Source organism: Streptococcus oralis SK610, from assembly GCF_000257455.1.
GTDB classification, from domain to species: Bacteria; Bacillota; Bacilli; order Lactobacillales; family Streptococcaceae; genus Streptococcus; species Streptococcus oralis_CB.
On sequence record NZ_AJKQ01000020.1, the window covers coordinates 67,190 to 84,595 of the forward strand.

Sequence of the window (17,406 nt, forward strand, 5' to 3'; positions counted from 1 at the left end):
TCCGTTAGACTGAATACTTAGCCATCACTTCTTCCACTTCTGCCAAGGTTACTCCAAACAACTCCAACCGCTTGAGGAGTTGCTTGCCGTTGGAATAGCCAATGCGAAGCTGTTCGCCTAGATACTCTCGGCGCCTACGGCTGTCTGCTCCCGCCAAGAAACCTAGGCGAATCAAGTCACCACGACTGATGTCAAACTCGTTCTTGTTTTCAAATTGCTCTGTCACCTGAGCCAGCGCTGTTTTTAGGTCTTCATAGCTGGCGTGTTCGATTCCCAGAGAACGTCCCTTGGACTTGGATTTGGGAACAGCCTCATCTCGCTTGAGGAAGGCATGCTGCACTGTTGGAATGGCCGTCATAATCATGCGTCGAATCCGTTCCCCATTAAAATCTGGATCTGTAAAGACAATGACTCCATGCAATTCATGCAGGCGCTGAATGCGTTCTATATCCTGGTCATTTATTGCGGAACCTCGTGTTTCATAGGTCTCTACATCAAAGTAACGTTTGAGATTGGCCGTATCATCGCGACCTTCGACCACGATGACTTGGGACAATTTTATTTTTTTCTTTGAGAACATATCTTTTCCCAATCACTCTGGACTTCACTATCTATAAATCTTAATTGCCCAGCGCTTTTCTCAACTCTTCCATCCAACAAATCAAAAATATATCTAAGTTTTTGAGTAAAATTCAAAGATGTTCCTACTATAAATTCTTTTCCAAGTTTATCTGTTACAATGATATATCTATCAAATGTAGTATTAATCTCTTTAAGTGAATCTTCAAATGGTAAGACACACGGGATACTGATATCCGAGCCATCAATTTTTGAAATAATTTTTTCAAAAACAATTCCCATCATTTTAGCTTGCTGTGTTATTCCAACATAATTTTGTCCATATAAACTAAAATCATATTTCTCATTATCATAATTTTTTCGAGAAGTTTCAATTGAACTTCCATCCGCTACTCCAGTTGCTTTTAAAAGTGTCCAAATATCTATTTTTTTAACAATCAAACCTGTTTCTCGACAACATTCAGAATACATATCCAAATTTATTTTTGTTTTATTCCCCTCTAAAACCCAATCTGGTTTACCTTCATTTGAAATAACAATCAAATATTTCTTATCTTTAACTACATTTGGATTACACTTAATATAATCTAGCGCATCTAACCAAAAAATAGCATCTGAATAAAATCTAGGTACTGATTTCCCACCTAAAAAAATTGTCTCTTTAGATTTCTCAACAATATCTTCATATCCCGGAGATATTTTTAACTTATAACGTGCATCTATCCTCTCTATATATCTACTTAAAGTATTATCAGTGTAGTCTGATCCTAGCTTTACCTCATCTAGGAATTTCTCAATTACTCTCTTTATTTCATCGACACTCGTAGTTGATATTTTCCAATCAACTTTTTTTAATAGCTTATTTTTTTCATCTATTAGTTTATTATTTATAACCTTCAACTCTTCTGTATATTTATCGATTCTTTCAAAGTAATCCTCTTTAAATTTTGAAATTTGATTATACATAGTTTTCATGTCGTCAACTTTTTTATACTTATTTATATCACTGAAAAGATTATTATTTACAATATTTTTAATACTTGTCTCTAACAACTTATTCGAGTTTTCAATATTTTTAATTATCTCCCTCGCCTTTTCTACTTTTTCATTCCTTGCATTAATTATATTCAATTCATTTTCTAGATATTCAATTTGTGTTACATATGGGATATATACATCTTTTTTTATTTTATCGAATGAATCTACTATTTTCTCTCCTAGAACATAGTCTTTCAGTGGAAATAGCAAACAATTATTATCAATTACAAAAAATGATTCTTTTATCATTTCCGTAGTAAAATCTTTATTATATTCTTTAATAATATTTAACATTCCATCTCCTTGTCTTAATACTTTATTTTAAAAATACGCTCTGCATTTGCAGTCGTTATAACTGCTAATTCCTCGGTCGTCATCCCACGCAAGTCGGCGATAAAGTCCACCACATAGCGGGTGTAGGCTGTTTTGTTTTCACGGCCACGTTTAGGAACAGGAGCTAGGTAGGGCGCATCCGTTTCTACCAAAATCTTTTCCAAAGGAAGTTCTCTAGCAGCTTCTTGGATATCCGTCGCTTTCTTAAAGGTCACCACTCCTGAGAAGGAAATGGTCATACCAAGCTCGACAAACTTCTCAGCCCACTCCAAAGAGCCTGAGAATGAGTGCATAATTCCACCACGAGGACCAACGCCCTCGCTCTTGATAATCTCATAAGTATCTTCTAGCGCATCACGGGTATGGACCACAAAGGGCAAGTTCAAATCCTTAGACAGCTGAATCTGACGACGAAAAACCTGTTCCTGCACTTCCTTAGGTGCTGTCATCCAATGGTAGTCCAGACCAATCTCACCTAAAGCAACAACCTTGGGATGCTTTAGCTTTTCAAGCAAGTAAGCTTCGACCTCGTCTGTGTATGTCCCTGCTTCCGTCGGATGCCAGCCAATAGTTACGTAGAGTTGCTCATACTCATCTGCCAACTCTAGGGCACGTTCAATGGTCGGCTTGTCAAAACCAACAATGTTCATCCGAGTCACGCCCATCTCAGCTGCCAAGGCAAGTTCTTCCTCCTCACGTCCTGCAAATTCTTCCACATTTAAATGTGTGTGCGTATCAAAAATCATCTCTTCTAACCTCATTTTCTTCCATCTATTATACCAAAAATAGCATCCCTCGGCTTGTAAAAATATTCTAATACCAATCATTCTCCCTTGACTGCTCTTTTTCAAAGCAGTATAATAACACTTATTGAAATTTTCAGCAAAGGAAAAGAAAATGTTTAGAAAATTAAAATATACCTTTATCGGTCGACCACTCAAGTCTCTCACAGACGGCGAAGGGGGATTGTTGGGAAAAATGCAGGCACTTGCAATGTTATCCAGTGATGCCCTGTCTTCTATTGCCTATGGGCCCGAACAAGTCATTCTCGTATTAGTCAGTCTGTCTCCTCTCGCTATTTGGTGGAGCCTCCCTATTGGTATTTTTGTCCTCTTACTGCTCGCTAGTTTGACCATTTCTTATCGTCAGATCATTCATGCCTATCCTCAAGGTGGAGGAGCTTATATGGTCACTCGGGAAAATCTTTCCCCTGAACTGGGCTTGATTGCAGGAGGCAGTCTCCTTGTTGACTATATGCTGACAGTAGCCGTATCCGTTGCGTCTGGAGCTGATGCTATTACAGCAGCCATCCCTGCCCTCCATCCCTATAATCTTCATATCTCTATTTTCCTAGTCTGCCTGCTCATGCTCTTGAATTTAAGAGGATTGAAAGAATCTGCCAGCTCTCTGATGATTCCCGTCTACCTCTTTATCTTCAGTACCGTCTTTCTCTTGCTTTATGGGTTCTTTCAACTATTTACAGGTTCCCTAAACTATCAGGCGACTTCAACCATTGGGCAAACCGTTCCGAGCCTTTCCATCGTTCTCCTATTAAGAGCCTTTACCAGTGGCTCTGCCTCTCTGACAGGGGTTGAGGCTATTTCAAATGCGGTACCATTTTTCAAAACTCCGAAAGAAAAGAATGCTGCTCAGACCTTGACCATCATGTCCCTCATTTTAGGATTCCTTTTTGCAGGCATTACCTTCCTAAACTACTGGATGGGCATCACTCCTCAAAATGGAGAAACCATCCTCTCGCAAATGGCCAAGGGCATTCTTGGTGATTCATTCTTTGGTCATGCTAGCTACTATCTCTTCCAGTTCTCGACAGCCTTAATTCTAGCTGTAGCTGCAAATACTGGCTTTTCAGCCTTCCCTATGCTGGCTTACAATATGGCTAAAAACAAGTACATGCCCCATCTCTTTATGGAAAAGGGGGATCGTCTCGGCTACTCCAACGGTATCTTAACTCTGGCCTTTGGGGCTATGATCCTTCTTCTCATTTTTAACGGGAATACTGAACGCTTGATTCCTCTTTATACTATCGGGGTCTTCGTTCCCTTTGCCCTTTCTCAGACTGGGATGATTCGCCATTGGAAAAAGGAAAAAGGAGCAAACTTCTTAAAACCTGCCTTTGCTAATATCCTTGGGGCCATCATTTGTTATGCTATCGTTCTCATTCTACTTCTCTTCAGACTGGGAGATATCTGGCCATTCTTCCCAATTATCCTAGTTTTAACTTTCCTCTTTTTGTCCATTCACAGCCATTACCAAAAAGTGGCAAAACAACTGCGACTCTTCGAAGGAATTGAAAAGCGCACTTATGACGGTAACCTTGTCCTTGTCCTAGTAGGAAATGTTACTCGAGTAAGTGTCGGAGCCATTAACTACGCTCAAAGTATCGGTGACGAAGTGTTGGCCATGCACATTTCTACTAAAGAAACGGCAGAAAAAGACCAAGAAATCCTCCAGGAATTTGCCGATTACTTCCCAAATATCACTCTGAAGAATATCAATACCAGCTACCGCGACATCATCACCCCTAGCGTTAAGTATGTCAAACGAATCGCCCAAGAAGCTAAGCAAAAAAACTACACCGTTACAGTCCTTGTACCACAGTTTATCCCTAACAAGCCTTGGCAAAATATCCTACACAATCAAATGAGCCTCAAACTAAAATACGCTCTCAGATGGCATGAAGACGTCGTTGTCGCTAGTTACTCTTATCACTTAAAAGAATAAACAAAAACTCAAAATCAGTAACTTATATCTGGTTTTGAGTTTTTTGTATGTGACCTTTAAATGAGCCCTCCATGAGTTTCATCTGAAATGACCGATTTCGTGGACAATGCACTCTTTGAAATCAAAAGAAAAGCCAGTAGACTCGAGTTCCTACTGACTTCTTTGTTGAATTCGTTTGGATTAAGCAGCCAAAACTTTGCGTCCTTTACGACGACGAGCTGCCAATACGCGACGACCGTTTTTAGTTGACATACGGTTACGGAATCCGTGTTTGCGCGCACGACGAAGTTTACTTGGTTGATAAGTACGTTTCACGATGAATACCTCCTCATAGATTTTGTATTCGTTTAGCCGGCTATAAAGTGATCAGTTACTAAACATACTTTACTATTCTATCTGATTCTTACCTATTTGTCAATAGCTCTAAGTAAATGTTTCCTGCTTTTCCCTATGAAAGCCTTATCTACGATACTGACTCAAGAAACGTGTCATCTTTTCTTGGATTTGCGCCAATTCGTCCACACGAGGAAGGTAAACGATACGGAAATGGTCTGGTTCCTTCCAGTTAAAACCACGACCATGAACCAAGAGAACCTTTTCCTGCTTCAAGAAATCAAGAACGAACTGTTCATCATCATCGATGCGGTACATATTGCGGTCAATTTTAGGGAAGATATAAAGACCTGCCTTCGGCTTGACCGCAGACAAACCTGGGATATCTTGAATAGCATTGTAAATGAAGTTTCTTTGCTCATAGATCCGTCCACCAGGAAGGAGCAATTCATCCACTGACTGGTGCCCACCTAGTGAAGTTTGTACGACTTGCTGGGCCAAAACGTTAGAGCAAAGACGCATATTGGACAGCATATTGAGACCTTCGATATAGCCCTTGACATGGTGCTTAGGACCAGACAAGACCATCCATCCTACACGGAAACCAGCGATACGGTGAGATTTTGACAAACCATTCATGCTGACACAGAAAACATCAGGTGCCAAGCTCGCCACAGGCGTATGCACATGCCCATCCATCACCATGCGGTCATAGATTTCGTCCGCAAAGATGATCAAATCGTTTTGACGAGCAATCTCAATAATCTCCAACAAGAGTTCCTTAGGATAAAGGGCTCCAGTTGGGTTGTTTGGATTGATAAGGACGATTGCCTTGGTATTGGAAGTAATTTTTGACTTGATATCGTCAATATCAGGGTACCATTCTGCAGCTTCATCACAGATATAGTGAACAGCATTTCCCCCAGCTAGGCTAACCGCGGCTGTCCAGAGAGGATAGTCTGGCATAGGCACCAAGACCTCATCGCCATTATCCAAAAGCCCTTGCATGGACATAACAATCAGCTCACTAACACCATTTCCAAGGTAGATATCATCAATATCCACATTGGGGAATTTCTTTAGTTGACAATACTGCATGATGGCCTTGCGGGCTGAGAAAATCCCTTTGGAGTCAGAATATCCCTCACTATCACGCGCATTCATAATCAAGTCATGAATGACCTCATCTGGTGCTGTAAAGCCAAATTCTGCTGGATTCCCTGTGTTCAGACGTAAAATCTTTTCTCCGTTTGCTCGCATCCTCATAGCTTCTTCCAAAACAGGGCCACGGATATCATAGGCAACGTGCTCTAACTTACTAGACTTGTTATATTCTTTCATCTTGTTTCCTCAATTCATAGAGATAGTAACATTATACCACTAGAAAGGGATTGCGACAAGTTTCCTGAAATGAGCAAGCAAAGAAAAAACTCACAACGACTAGGTTCTCACCGTCTAAGCAACTAGAATACAGAAGTATTTTCTCACATACCAAAAGACAAACCTAGAAAGATCAGCGCTAAAAAGGAGTCATACAAAAGATTAAACATGAGAAAGAGCCCCCACGTGACCAAGTAGTCCAAGCGACCACTTCTCTTTGCAATCACAAATAAAATGATGTGGTAGACTAGGTGAAAGAGAAGAAAGCCAACAAAACCTGGATAGAGAACGGGCATGACTCTTTCCAGCTGCCAAAGCATCACTACTTCACCTACAAGTGACGCAAGGATAATTCCATGATAAAGAAAACTTATTTTTTTAGAAGCTTGAACAAAATCTTTCATACTTTCTCATCCCCTCGCTGTGTTTTCTACTAGCTCGTTTTCTTTTATTTTAACATATCTCCACCAAATCGAATCTCCAATAATATTTATTTAAATATGATTTTTACTTTACTTCTTTAGTGAAAAGGGTTACAATAACAGTAAGAAAATTTCAGGAGGTTTCATTATGGCACAACGTTACCAAAATGTTATGGTCGCAATTGATGGTTCTAAAGAAGCGGACTTGGCTTTCGTCAAAGGTGTTTACACTGCTCTACGCAACGAATCCAAGCTCACCATTGCCCATGTTATTGACACACGCGCTCTTCAAAGCGTGTCTACCTTTGATGCTGAAGTTTACGAAGAACTCCAAGTCGATGCTGAAAGTCTGATGAAGGAGTACGAAAAGCGCGCAAGAGATGCTGGTGTGACCGATATTCACATCGTCATCGAAATGGGAAATCCAAAAACCCTCCTTGCCCGTACTATTCCAGACGCAGAAAATGTCGACCTGATTCTCGTTGGTGCAACAGGGCTCAATGCCTTTGAACGCCTCTTGGTTGGCTCTTCATCTGAGTACATTCTCCGCCATGCAAAAGTCGATTTGCTGGTCGTGAGAGAAAGTGAAAAAACATTGTAATCATTTAAAAAGGGAGCCTTGGGCTCCTTTTTGTTTCTATTTTTTTCTTTCTTTATGTCGCTCATAAGCTTTAAACTGACGTTGTAGTTCCTGTCGAATGGCAGGTTCTGGAGCATATTTTTCTTCCCAGTCATCTGGTTTTAAAATCTTGTGTGTAACTGGGTCAAAATGAGCTTTCCCATCAGGGAAAACCTTCCCCATATTTGCTTCATGGACAATATCAAAAATGCGTTCTGGGTCTACTCCCATCAAAACAAAACTACCGTATGTAAAATACAGTGTGTCAATCAAAGCATCCACTTGACCGACCAAATTTTGCTTAGCAGGTGTCTTTTTCGCCACTTTCTCTGCCGCTTTATCAAGTGCCTCATGCATGCTTGCAAGGGAGTCTTGGAATTCTTCCTCCGAAGAACTTGCTGCGCGAACAAACTCTACTAATTCTTCAATTTTAAAGTCTGCGCGGTGGGTTGCACCTTCAGCATCCCATGCCTGTGGCTCTTCTTGAGTTCGTTCATCCATCATGTGGTGGAAGGTTTTGACCTTATTAAAGTGATAGTCTCGACTGACAAACACTTTTTCTGAAGCCAAAACACCAAAGTGCTCGAGCGCCTTGTGGATACCATCTTGTTGATTACTTGCCGTAATATGCTTGGCAACTTCTTTGACACTGCTACTGCCATTTCCCATAGCGACCGACATACCAACACCTGCCAACATTTCCAGATCGTTGTCTGAATCACCAAAGGCCATGACTTGGTTGAGATCAAAGCCATATTCTTTCCCGACTCGGCGAATGCCTTCTAATTTGGAATTTCCTTGGTTAATGATATCTGCTGCAAAAGGATTGCTTCGAGTTAATTTCAAATCTTCAAAATCAGCTGCTGCCTTCTCAGATTCTTCTGGCGTCATCAGCATCAAAACTTGATAAATGGGTTGATTAATCAAGTTAAGCAGGTCGTCTTCCTTTTGAGGAACTGCCTTGCTGACCATCCGATTAAAAGAGCGGCTAACGGTTCTTGTCAGCACTGTCGGGATAAAACAACTAACCAGTTGGGAAAAGGATCCGAGACCAAATGACATAATTTTCGAACCAACAACGGCATACTCCGTTCCAAGAGCGATTTCTTTACGCTCCTTTTTAGCATAAGCAATCAGTTGACGCAGGCTTGACTTAGCGATTGGGCTTGCAAAGAGTACCTTTTCTTTATTAAAAATGTATTGGCCATTGTAGGTCACCGCAAAGTCTAGGTCCAAGTCTTCCATCAATTCCTTGACAAAAAACGGCCCTCGCCCTGTCGCTACTCCAACAAGCACTCCTTGCTCTTTGACAATCTTAATCGCGTCCTTAGTGGATTTCAAAACACTCTTACGATCGTTGACTAGCGTTCCATCGATATCAAAAAAAACAGCCTTGACTTCCATCCTGTCCCATTCTCCCCTTTTGTGTTACAATGATTATACCACATTTCAGAAAGAGTGACTAAATCATGCCTAAGAAAATCCTTGTTTTACATACAGGTGGGACTATTTCCATGCAAGCAGATGCCACTGGTGCCGTTGTAACTAGCCAGGACAATCCCATGAACCATGTTTCCAATCCGCTTGAAGGGATTGAGGTTCATGCCCTAGACTTTTTTAATCTGCCAAGCCCTCATATCAAACCCAAGCATATGCTTGCACTCTATCATAAGATTAAAGAGGAAGCTGATAACTACGATGGAGTTGTCATCACACATGGTACAGATACCTTAGAAGAAACAGCTTACTTCCTTGATACCATGAAAATTCCGCCCATCCCCATCGTTCTAACAGGGGCCATGCGTAGTTCAAACGAACTTGGTAGCGACGGTGTATATAACTATCTGAGCGCTTTGCGAGTTGCCAGCGATGATAAAGCAGCCGACAAGGGTGTTTTGGTCGTCATGAACGACGAGATCCACGCAGCCAAGTATGTTACCAAAACTCATACGACCAACGTCAGCACCTTTCAAACCCCAACACATGGACCACTTGGTCTTATCATGAAGCAAGAAATCCTCTACTTCAAAACGGCTGAACCTCGTGTCCGGTTTGATCTTGAGCATATTCAAGGTCTGGTTCCCATCATCTCAGCCTATGCCGGTATGACAGACGAGCTGATCGATATGTTAGACTTAGAACAACTGGATGGCTTAGTCATTCAGGCCTTTGGAGCAGGCAATGTTCCCAAAGAAACAGCTCAAAAGCTGGAAAATCTCCTGCAAAAAGGGATTCCAGTCGCCTTGGTCTCACGATGCTTTAATGGCATTGCTGAACCTGTCTACGCCTACCCAGGTGGAGGAGTGCAGTTGCAACGAGCTGGTGTTTTCTTTGTCAAAGAACTCAACGCTCAAAAAGCGCGCCTCAAATTATTAATCGCCCTTAATGCTAGACTAAAAGGACAGGCTTTGAAAGACTATATGGAAGGCTAATCCTCTTCTCTAGAATACAAAATCAGGAAATCTTCACGATTCCCTGATTTTTTCTATTTACGTTTTCGCGTAGAGCGACGTTCTGTCAAACCATGAGGTAGGAGAACTTCACGTTCTTCTAGCTCTTCCTTATGCATAATCTTAGTCAACATACGCATGCTGATAGCACCTAAGTCATAAAGAGGTTGGGCAATAGTCGTCAAGTTTGGACGAGTGAATCGTGCAATCTGAGAGTCATCTGTCGTAATGATTTCAAACTCTTCTGGCACAGACACACCGTGGTCAGCCAAACCATTTAGGACACCTGCTGCCAATTCATCACCTGTTACAACTGCGGCTGTAGCTTGTGATGAAATCAAGCGTTCTGCCAAGGCATAGCCATCGTCATAGCTGTATTTTGATTCGAAGACCAAGCCCTCGCTATAAGAATGTCCAGCTTTTTTCAAGGCTTCCTTGTAACCAATCAAACGAACCTTGCCATTGATATCATCGACGAGTGGTCCACTCACAAAAGCAATTTTCTCGTTTTCTTTGAGAAGGTAGCTCACGGCATCAATCGTTGCTTGTTTGTAGTCGATATTCACACTTGGAAGTTGGTGTTCTACATCCACAGTACCAGCAAGAACAACCGGTGTCCGTGAACGAGAAAACTCTGAACGAATCTTTTCAGTCAAGTGATAGCCCATAAAGATAATCCCATCAACTTGTTTTGAAAAGAGAGTGTTAACCACTGAAACTTCCTTTTCATCATCCTCATCACTATTTGCTAGGACAATGTTATACTTGTACATTTCAGCAATGTCGTCAATCCCCTTAGCAAGTGTTGAGAAATAACCATTGGTAATGTTCGGAATCACAACTCCGACTGTCGTTGTTTTCTTGCTAGCCAAACCACGTGCTACCGCATTTGGACGATAGTCCAAGCGATCAATCACTTCTAGGACTTTTTTTCGAGTGTTCTCTTTAACATTCTTGTTGCCATTAACGACACGGCTAACTGTTGCCATTGAAACTCCTGCTTCACGAGCAACGTCATAAATCGTTACTGTATCATCTGTGTTCATTCCGTTTCCTTTCTATAATGAAAATTTCGCTTTCACGCATCTACTTACTCCATTTTATCACTTATTGTAAACACTTTCAAGTATTTTTTAGAGAAACTTTGAAAAAATTTCACAGTTTATTCCCATTTTGAAAAAGCAATTACGATTTCTTGATTTTTAAGACATTTTGCTGTATGATAAGGAAAATAAAAGGGGGATGAAAACATGGCTTTTACAAATACACAGAGACGTTCCGCTAGTTTTGGTGTCGTGACCAGCCTGCCTGACGATGTCATTGACTCTTTATGGTATATTATTGATCATTTCCTGAAAAATGTCTTTGAATTAGAAGAAGAGCTTGAGTTTCAACTGCTCAACAATAAGGGGACCATCACCTTCCATTTTTCTAGCCAGCACCTTCCGACTAGCATCGATTTTGATTTCAATCATCCTTTCGATCCGCTTTACCCTCCTAGGGTCCTTATTTTAGACCTGGACGGCAGAGAAACCATCCTCCTTCCAGAAGAAAATGACCTATTTTAAAAAACTCTAGCTTCTCCGCGCAAACTGCTGAGGAACTAGAGTTTTCTTTTTCTAATAAATGGAGCGACTGACAACTAGACCATTGGGTTTTGTATATTCTAAGTCAAGGTAATCCTGATAAGTCCCTGGCACAATGAAACCTTGGGGACTCAATATATCTGTCCCAGCTTTTCCTACGATAGAGTCTGCCAGCAAAACACAATTGGTACTGAGAACAAAGTAGGTCTTAAACTCGGATGAACTGAATTTATAGAGGATCGCATCTGCTTCCTGTTTCAGTTGGTAGGAGTAGGTATGCTTTACCTCGCCCTCTCTTCTTTTCATCAACTGTGAACTTGGTTCCCAAGGAATTAACAGGTCTTCTATCTCTTCTAGACGAGCTTGGATGGCTGCTTTCTGTTGGTCCGTCAAACTCAGACCATAAGCAAACAAGGTCTTCTGACTTTCCCTCTTACAGAGCTCGATGTATTTTTCCCGATTGGCCTTAAACAAAACACCATCTCCAACCATGCCGAACAAACGCTCCGAGTGGGGATCATACGAGCCATAGGAAATAACCTTCCCTTGGTAACAAATATCCACATGTCCCATAGCGAGGAAGAAGGAGGTTTCTGAGGTATGGATAAAAATTTCCAGATCAACTACCTGATCGTTTTTTCTTTCTGAATGAACTTCCCCTTCTTGACTTTCATGATTTGACAGCCACTCATTCAATTTGCGCAAGGTGCTGATAGGGATCAAAGCCGTCACAAAGATCGGCAAAGTCATTCGCATTCGTCGTTTTAGCTTGGGATTGTTTTCTATCCTTTCAAAAAAGAAACCGTCCCGGAGGCTACTGGCTCCTAGCATGAGCAAGTAAAACCCAAGCAAGAGCAATTCAAAATTCGCTGCATCGTGAAAAGGAGAGATGCTATAAAGCCCGAATCCTATCATCCATACAGCATCGAAGAGATGATGAATCCGAGGATGAATGGCATTTTTTCGATAGAGAGACCAGGTCACAAGACTAATGATGCCCGTAAACAGCTGGTAGCTAGCAATGATAAAAACCAGGAGATAGAGGGCAAGGACTTGCAAGATGATAGAGTCAAACACCAGAGCCGCAACCACCAGCTTGGCCAAGGTTACAAAGATATTTTCCCGACGTTTTTTATCCTGAAACCAGCGAGTCAACAAGTGCCAAACTGCTGACAAAGAAAAGTAGCCCATCAGCAACTGGTACCCCATTCGCGGAATAACCTGTCCAAAACGAATCAAGAGAAGCCCTAAAACAATAGCAAGTAGTCCCTCCCCGATACTCTTCCACTTGCTATAGGTCTCAGAAAGCTTAGGCATTTCCTTGCTCCAACTGGTCAACCAAGTATCGAATTGGTTGTTTTAAGATTGGATGGATAAAATGGGGAGCTATTTCCGCTAACGGTTCAAGGACAAAGAGGCGCTCTGCTATATAAGGATGAGGCAAGATGAGGTCGTCTGTATAAATGACCTGATCCTCCACAAAAAGCAGGTCCAAATCAATCAAACGCGGTCCCCAATGCACCTCTCGAACCCGTCCCATCTCGGACTCAATTGCTAACAATGTTTCTAACAAGACTGGTGCTGGAAGCCAGGTTTCTACTTCAATCACCTGATTGGCAAAGCTATCTTGTTCCACACCACCCCAAGGCTCCGTCGCTAAGACACTGGACTCTTTGAGAATATAGATACCTCGAGTCCGCAGTTTGTCAATGGCTTGTTCCAAGTTGGCTTCCTTATCGCCCATATTACTTCCTAGAGCGATAAAGGCCCGCTGCTTACGACGGTGAATGGTCACCGAGCAGGTATCTAACGGTAAATGCACTGGAGCCCAAGGTTTTTTTAGTTCCAACTCAATCTCTTGGACAAGAGGATAGGTCTCAAAAGTACGTTCAACTAGTTTGTAGGCTGCCGTTTCAATCAAGTCCTCAGTGGTTTCCTGAAACCAAGTCGTCCACTGCTGACACAATTCTCCGTAATGGACAGAGGCTGTTAAATCCAATTCTGTAGCCGCCTTGGTCATATCATAGGATAAGCTTGCGGAAATAACAAACTTCTGCCCCAATTCCTTCTCACTAGGAAAGAGACCATGATAGGCAAAAATTTCTAAATCTTTAATCTTTAGCTGATCCATAACTAGTCCTTTCTAGAAAAATCCGCTTATAGCGGATTCTTTTTATACTCAATGAAAATCAAAGTGCAAACTAGGAAGCTAGCCGCAGGCTGCTCAAAACACTGTTTTGAGGTTGCAGATGGAAGCTGACGTGGTTTGAATTTGATTTTCGAAGAGTATTATAGTCCCATTAGACGATAAGCCTGATCTCGGAGGTCTTTATCTGTTTCAAATAGACCACGAGCTACTGTCGTCAAGGTTGCAGTGCCTGGTTTTCTGACACCACGCATGCTCATACACATATGTTCTGCCTCAATGACAACAAAGGCTCCTTTAGCCCCCAGATAGTCCATCAAGGCATCGGCCACTTCAATATTCAACCGTTCTTGAATCTGTGGTTTTTTAGAATAAACTTCAACCGTACGGGCTAGCTTAGACAGGCCTGCCACACGTCCATCTGGAATGTAGGCAATATGGGCTCTCCCATAAAAGGGCAAGAAGTGGTGCTCACACATGGTGTGGAAAAAAATATCCTTTTCCACTACCATATTGTCATCAATAATCTCAAAAGATTTTGACAAATGTTCCTCAGCAGTTTGGCCAAGACCTGAAAAAATCTCTTGGTACATACGGGCTACACGAGCAGGTGTTTCCTGCAAGCCCTCACGGTTAGCGTCCTCACCGACAGCCTCGATAATCATTTTTACAGCCGTTTCAATCTTTTGTGTATCCATTCTCGTTCTTCCTCTCCATTAGATAGGCTCTCACTTGGCTCAAGAAATACAAGGAACCTGTGACAATCCTAACTGTTTGTTTCTCTTCATTTTTATCTGTCAATTTCTGCTCTAGAAAATCCTGCCAACCTTGATAATTGAGATTTCTAGACTTGGCTGTCTCTTTCAGCACGCTTTCATCAGTCGCCCGACTATCGTCAAAATGGGTTAAAGTCAATTGACTATCTGGCACCGTTTCTAGCAAATCCAGCATATCCTCCAAGGCCTTGGTTTTGATGCAGGTAAAGAGGATTTCCTTATGATAATCCGCAAAGCGTTCTTGCAAGGTTGCTAATAAAGACTTGATAGCATGGGGATTGTGGGCCCCATCCAAAAACATCAAGGGGTTACTAGACACGACCTCCAAACGCCCTGGCCATCTAGTTTCTTTCAAAGCTTGAGCAACCAAGTCATTACTTGCTAACTCCCGCCCAGTCTCCTGACAATAAGTGTCTAGGAGTGCAAGCGCCATCCCCGCATTCTCTATCTGATGCAAACCGATCAGACCTGTTTGAAAGCGACCTTGTCTGACAGGACTGCTATAATCAAAGATTTCACCCGCTACCACGCTTTCTTGATGACGAACCTGGTAATCACTTCCATAGGTAAGTCTAGGTGCATTTTTATCTTCTGCAATATTGTCAATCACAGTCAAGGCTTCTGGAACAATATGACCTGTCACCAAGGGAATGCCTTGCTTGATAATACCAGCTTTCTGCTCTGCTATGGCTTCCAAGGTATCACCAAGTAGGGCTACATGGTCCAGTCCAATGGTCGTAATTCCTGTTAAAATTGGCTGGCAAACATTGGTACTATCCAGAAGGCCACCCATACCGACTTCCATGATGGCTACATCTACTTGCTCTGAGGCAAAGTAATCATAAGCTAGAGCTGTGATAATCTCAAATTCGGTTGTCCCCTGCAAATTGGTAGCAGATTCCCCCTCAAGCAAAGACTGATAGTCCGCCATGAGAGCTTCTAGTCTCGTCTCGGGGATAGATTCTCCATTGATGCTAATCTGGTCTGTATAATGAATGAGATAGGGTGAGCTGAACACCCCAACTCTTAGACCTAGCTTTTCCAGCATCTTTTTCAAAAAAGCAATGGTAGACCCCTTGCCATTGGTCCCTCCAATATGGATAACCTTAAGTTTGAGATGGGGATTGCCTCGTAAAGCTAGGAGTTCCACCATTCGTTCCAAACCGAAATGCGGTTGGTTCGTCCGGTAGTGGGCAATCCATTGATTGTTTTGAATTTCGTTCATCTTACTTATATTGTTTTAAATCTAGATTTTCCGCATCTTCTGCCAAACGAATAGCAGAGGCAATTTCAACTGCCATCCTGTGACTGGCAACATCGTGCACGCGCACTATTTCGACACCCTGTCTCGCAGCGATACTCGTTACATGAGCCGAAGCCGTGTCTCGATTGCGGAAACCAAGTTCTGTCTCAGGATTGACTTCAAAACCATTTTTCTCCAAGATATTGATGACAAATCGCTTGCGCGAAACTCCAAGAAAGATTGGATAGCCTTTCTGATGGAGTTTATCCAAGTCCCGTAAAAGAAGGAGATTTTCCTTCTTGGTCAGACCAAAGCCAATTCCTGGATCCAGCAGGATATTTTCTCTTGCTATCTCAGCTTCCTCCGCTCTCGCTAGAGCTCGTTCAAAGAATGCCTTCATCAAATCTTCGATTGGCATTTTTTCAAAGTCAGCTAACTCTTTCTCTGTAAAAGCTTGCCCAAAACCAAAATGAGGAAATATGAGCGAGCTAGAATGCTGAGGACGAGCCATAACTGGATTAAACATGATAACCACTTTCGCTCCAGCCTTAGCAACCACATCCGCCATTTTCTCATCTCCCATGAGACCAGTGATATCATTGACCAGATTGGCACCAGCAGCCAAGGCGGCCTCTGCCACCTGACTTTTCCAAGTATCGATGGAAATGAGGACATCACTTTCCTCACGAATAGCTTTAATCACTGGAACAACACGCTGGATTTCCTCTTCTATCTCAACATAGCTACTGCCCGGCCGAGTCGATTCTCCACCGATATCTAGCATGCTAGCTCCTTCTGCTATCAATTTACGAGCCTGCTGGAGCGCCTGCTCAAGAGCAAAAAACTGTCCACCATCCGAAAAGGAATCTGGCGTCACATTGATAATTCCACAAATGGCTGTTTTTTCGCGGTTGACTTTATTGGACATAACGGTTACTCCCTTAAGGTTCTCTACCATATTATCTCTCTATTTTACCATAAAAAGAAAAAGATGGATACGCTAGTATTCATCTTTTCCAAGCGGGCCAATGGTTTAGAATGATAGACCTAGATTTCTACTAATCAATACCAATAAGGCCAACAAACAAAATGCAATACCATTGAGAATCATATGAAGCAAAATGGACATCTCCAAACGCTCAGTCTTATAGGCTGTCCAAGTCAAAACCGTTGACATTCCTCCATAAATAATCACTGAAGGTAAATTGGTTGGCATATGGAGCAAGGCAAAGACGATTGCACCAACAACAAAACCTAGTTTTTCTTTTCCACGGAAAATCTTTTGGGGAATAATCCCACGACACAAAATTTCCTCACAAATCGGAGCAATCAAGACTAGGAGGAAGAAAGTTGAAATCAAGGAACTATTCTGAACCAAACCATTCAGTATTGATTGGTTACTGGTTGTTGCCTCATTTGTTAGTCGAAGCAGGACTGAACCCAAGAGATTTGTCGCAAAAATCACCAGATAACTCAGTACCAAGCGAGCCAAGTCTTTTGCCTTAAAAAAGGATAGATTAAAAGTAGCAAGTTGTGTTTTTCGTGCACCAATAATGAATACAATCAAAACGACTATGGATAGAGCACCTACTAAGAGCCCTGACTGTAAAATCGGAAACTGTTTGTTTGCTAAAAACAAAGCAAGTCCTATGGGAAATTGAGATAGAACAAAAGCTACCAAAAGGATGAGCACCCATTTCCCTCTGTTTAAAACCTCTTGCCAAATCGTCTTATCTTTCATGATGTACCTCCTTATAAG

General features: G+C 41.9%; 18 protein-coding genes. 4 read left to right on the forward strand and 14 right to left on the reverse strand.

Features of this window, described 5'->3' with window-relative positions:
• Positions 1–4: 4 nt before the first annotated feature.
• The 3 genes from rnmV to HMPREF1115_RS08365 are packed head-to-tail and all read right to left on the reverse strand — an operon-like array spanning position 5 to position 2,696.
• Complete coding sequence (gene rnmV, locus HMPREF1115_RS08355) at positions 5–580, reverse strand: ribonuclease M5 (protein WP_000491758.1); 576 nt, start codon at positions 578–580, stop codon at positions 5–7.
• A complete protein-coding gene (locus HMPREF1115_RS08360; protein ID WP_000932024.1) occupies positions 559–1,911 on the reverse strand; it encodes a PIN-like domain-containing protein in 1,353 nt (450 codons plus the stop codon). Before HMPREF1115_RS08360 ends, rnmV begins: the two co-directional genes overlap by 22 nt.
• A gap of 14 nt (positions 1,912–1,925) precedes the next feature.
• On the reverse strand, positions 1,926–2,696 hold the full coding sequence (locus HMPREF1115_RS08365; protein WP_000575648.1) for a TatD family hydrolase: 771 nt from the start codon (positions 2,694–2,696) through the stop codon (positions 1,926–1,928).
• A 151-nt stretch (positions 2,697–2,847) separates the two neighbouring features.
• Here HMPREF1115_RS08365 and HMPREF1115_RS08370 point away from each other — a divergent pair, with 151 nt between their 5' ends.
• A complete protein-coding gene (locus HMPREF1115_RS08370) occupies positions 2,848–4,692 on the forward strand; it encodes an APC family permease (protein ID WP_000488829.1) in 1,845 nt (614 codons plus the stop codon).
• 180 nt (positions 4,693–4,872) lie between these two features.
• On the opposite strand, the gene rpmH is transcribed toward HMPREF1115_RS08370, so the two are convergent.
• The 3 genes from rpmH to HMPREF1115_RS08385 form a co-directional block, all read right to left on the reverse strand.
• Positions 4,873–5,007 (reverse strand): 50S ribosomal protein L34, encoded by a 135-nt coding sequence (gene rpmH / locus HMPREF1115_RS08375; RefSeq protein ID WP_000831905.1) that lies wholly within the window; start codon positions 5,005–5,007, stop codon positions 4,873–4,875.
• A gap of 144 nt (positions 5,008–5,151) precedes the next feature.
• Entirely contained in the window at positions 5,152–6,366 is a 1,215-nt protein-coding gene (locus tag HMPREF1115_RS08380; RefSeq protein ID WP_000666454.1) for a pyridoxal phosphate-dependent aminotransferase, read from the reverse strand.
• A 143-nt stretch (positions 6,367–6,509) separates the two neighbouring features.
• Positions 6,510–6,809, reverse strand: coding sequence for a hypothetical protein (locus HMPREF1115_RS08385; protein WP_000651411.1), 300 nt, complete (start codon positions 6,807–6,809; stop codon positions 6,510–6,512).
• 166 nt (positions 6,810–6,975) lie between these two features.
• Between HMPREF1115_RS08385 and HMPREF1115_RS08390 the strand changes: the two genes are divergently transcribed.
• Positions 6,976–7,428, forward strand: a complete 453-nt coding sequence (locus tag HMPREF1115_RS08390) for a universal stress protein (RefSeq protein WP_000079162.1) — start codon at positions 6,976–6,978, stop codon at positions 7,426–7,428.
• 36 nt (positions 7,429–7,464) lie between these two features.
• On the opposite strand, the gene HMPREF1115_RS08395 is transcribed toward HMPREF1115_RS08390, so the two are convergent.
• Positions 7,465–8,850, reverse strand: a complete 1,386-nt coding sequence (locus tag HMPREF1115_RS08395) for a Cof-type HAD-IIB family hydrolase (protein ID WP_000453127.1) — start codon at positions 8,848–8,850, stop codon at positions 7,465–7,467.
• 65 nt (positions 8,851–8,915) lie between these two features.
• On the opposite strand from HMPREF1115_RS08395, the gene HMPREF1115_RS08400 reads away from it, so the two are divergent.
• Positions 8,916–9,878: an asparaginase gene (locus HMPREF1115_RS08400; RefSeq protein WP_001124798.1), complete on the forward strand. Its 963-nt coding sequence runs from the start codon at positions 8,916–8,918 to the stop codon at positions 9,876–9,878.
• A 53-nt stretch (positions 9,879–9,931) separates the two neighbouring features.
• Here HMPREF1115_RS08400 and ccpA read toward each other — a convergent pair whose 3' ends face one another.
• Entirely contained in the window at positions 9,932–10,942 is a 1,011-nt protein-coding gene (gene ccpA, locus HMPREF1115_RS08405; RefSeq protein WP_001090635.1) for a catabolite control protein A, read from the reverse strand.
• Between the two features lie 204 nt (positions 10,943–11,146).
• Between ccpA and HMPREF1115_RS08410 the strand changes: the two genes are divergently transcribed.
• The gene (locus tag HMPREF1115_RS08410; RefSeq protein WP_000886044.1) at positions 11,147–11,464 is read left to right on the forward strand and encodes a DUF960 domain-containing protein; all 318 of its coding nucleotides are present in this window, start codon (positions 11,147–11,149) and stop codon (positions 11,462–11,464) included.
• Positions 11,465–11,515: 51 nt separating this feature from the next.
• Here HMPREF1115_RS08410 and HMPREF1115_RS08415 read toward each other — a convergent pair whose 3' ends face one another.
• From HMPREF1115_RS08415 to HMPREF1115_RS08440, 6 genes are all read right to left on the reverse strand, one after another.
• On the reverse strand, positions 11,516–12,799 hold the full coding sequence (locus HMPREF1115_RS08415; protein ID WP_001125360.1) for a hypothetical protein: 1,284 nt from the start codon (positions 12,797–12,799) through the stop codon (positions 11,516–11,518).
• Positions 12,792–13,613, reverse strand: coding sequence for a 2-amino-4-hydroxy-6-hydroxymethyldihydropteridine diphosphokinase (gene folK / locus HMPREF1115_RS08420; RefSeq protein WP_000372477.1), 822 nt, complete (start codon positions 13,611–13,613; stop codon positions 12,792–12,794). Before folK ends, HMPREF1115_RS08415 begins: the two co-directional genes overlap by 8 nt.
• 158 nt (positions 13,614–13,771) lie before the next feature.
• Positions 13,772–14,326, reverse strand: coding sequence for a GTP cyclohydrolase I FolE (folE, locus tag HMPREF1115_RS08425; protein WP_000380931.1), 555 nt, complete (start codon positions 14,324–14,326; stop codon positions 13,772–13,774).
• Entirely contained in the window at positions 14,307–15,629 is a 1,323-nt protein-coding gene (locus tag HMPREF1115_RS08430; RefSeq protein WP_001002857.1) for a bifunctional folylpolyglutamate synthase/dihydrofolate synthase, read from the reverse strand. The genes folE and HMPREF1115_RS08430 overlap by 20 nt, the downstream gene beginning before the upstream one ends.
• Before the next feature lies 1 nt (position 15,630).
• Positions 15,631–16,605, reverse strand: coding sequence for a dihydropteroate synthase (folP, locus tag HMPREF1115_RS08435; protein ID WP_000230049.1), 975 nt, complete (start codon positions 16,603–16,605; stop codon positions 15,631–15,633).
• A 75-nt stretch (positions 16,606–16,680) separates the two neighbouring features.
• Entirely contained in the window at positions 16,681–17,388 is a 708-nt protein-coding gene (locus tag HMPREF1115_RS08440) for a CPBP family intramembrane glutamic endopeptidase (protein ID WP_000653644.1), read from the reverse strand.
• Between the last annotated feature and the right edge of the window lie 18 nt (positions 17,389–17,406).

Coding starts and splice junctions, on each gene's coding strand:
- ccpA (WP_001090635.1), bottom strand. CDS start 10,942: ATGAACACAGATGATACAGTAACGATTTATGACGTTGCTCGTGAAGCA.
- rnmV (WP_000491758.1), bottom strand. CDS start 580: ATGTTCTCAAAGAAAAAAATAAAATTGTCCCAAGTCATCGTGGTCGAA.
- HMPREF1115_RS08360 (WP_000932024.1), bottom strand. CDS start 1,911: ATGTTAAATATTATTAAAGAATATAATAAAGATTTTACTACGGAAATG.
- folK (WP_000372477.1), bottom strand. CDS start 13,613: ATGGATCAGCTAAAGATTAAAGATTTAGAAATTTTTGCCTATCATGGT.
- HMPREF1115_RS08380 (WP_000666454.1), bottom strand. CDS start 6,366: ATGAAAGAATATAACAAGTCTAGTAAGTTAGAGCACGTTGCCTATGAT.
- HMPREF1115_RS08430 (WP_001002857.1), bottom strand. CDS start 15,629: ATGAACGAAATTCAAAACAATCAATGGATTGCCCACTACCGGACGAAC.
- HMPREF1115_RS08390 (WP_000079162.1), top strand. CDS start 6,976: ATGGCACAACGTTACCAAAATGTTATGGTCGCAATTGATGGTTCTAAA.
- HMPREF1115_RS08370 (WP_000488829.1), top strand. CDS start 2,848: ATGTTTAGAAAATTAAAATATACCTTTATCGGTCGACCACTCAAGTCT.
- HMPREF1115_RS08410 (WP_000886044.1), top strand. CDS start 11,147: ATGGCTTTTACAAATACACAGAGACGTTCCGCTAGTTTTGGTGTCGTG.
- HMPREF1115_RS08385 (WP_000651411.1), bottom strand. CDS start 6,809: ATGAAAGATTTTGTTCAAGCTTCTAAAAAAATAAGTTTTCTTTATCAT.
- HMPREF1115_RS08415 (WP_001125360.1), bottom strand. CDS start 12,799: ATGCCTAAGCTTTCTGAGACCTATAGCAAGTGGAAGAGTATCGGGGAG.
- HMPREF1115_RS08400 (WP_001124798.1), top strand. CDS start 8,916: ATGCCTAAGAAAATCCTTGTTTTACATACAGGTGGGACTATTTCCATG.
- HMPREF1115_RS08365 (WP_000575648.1), bottom strand. CDS start 2,696: ATGATTTTTGATACGCACACACATTTAAATGTGGAAGAATTTGCAGGA.
- HMPREF1115_RS08440 (WP_000653644.1), bottom strand. CDS start 17,388: ATGAAAGATAAGACGATTTGGCAAGAGGTTTTAAACAGAGGGAAATGG.
- folP (WP_000230049.1), bottom strand. CDS start 16,605: ATGGTAGAGAACCTTAAGGGAGTAACCGTTATGTCCAATAAAGTCAAC.
- HMPREF1115_RS08395 (WP_000453127.1), bottom strand. CDS start 8,850: ATGGAAGTCAAGGCTGTTTTTTTTGATATCGATGGAACGCTAGTCAAC.
- folE (WP_000380931.1), bottom strand. CDS start 14,326: ATGGATACACAAAAGATTGAAACGGCTGTAAAAATGATTATCGAGGCT.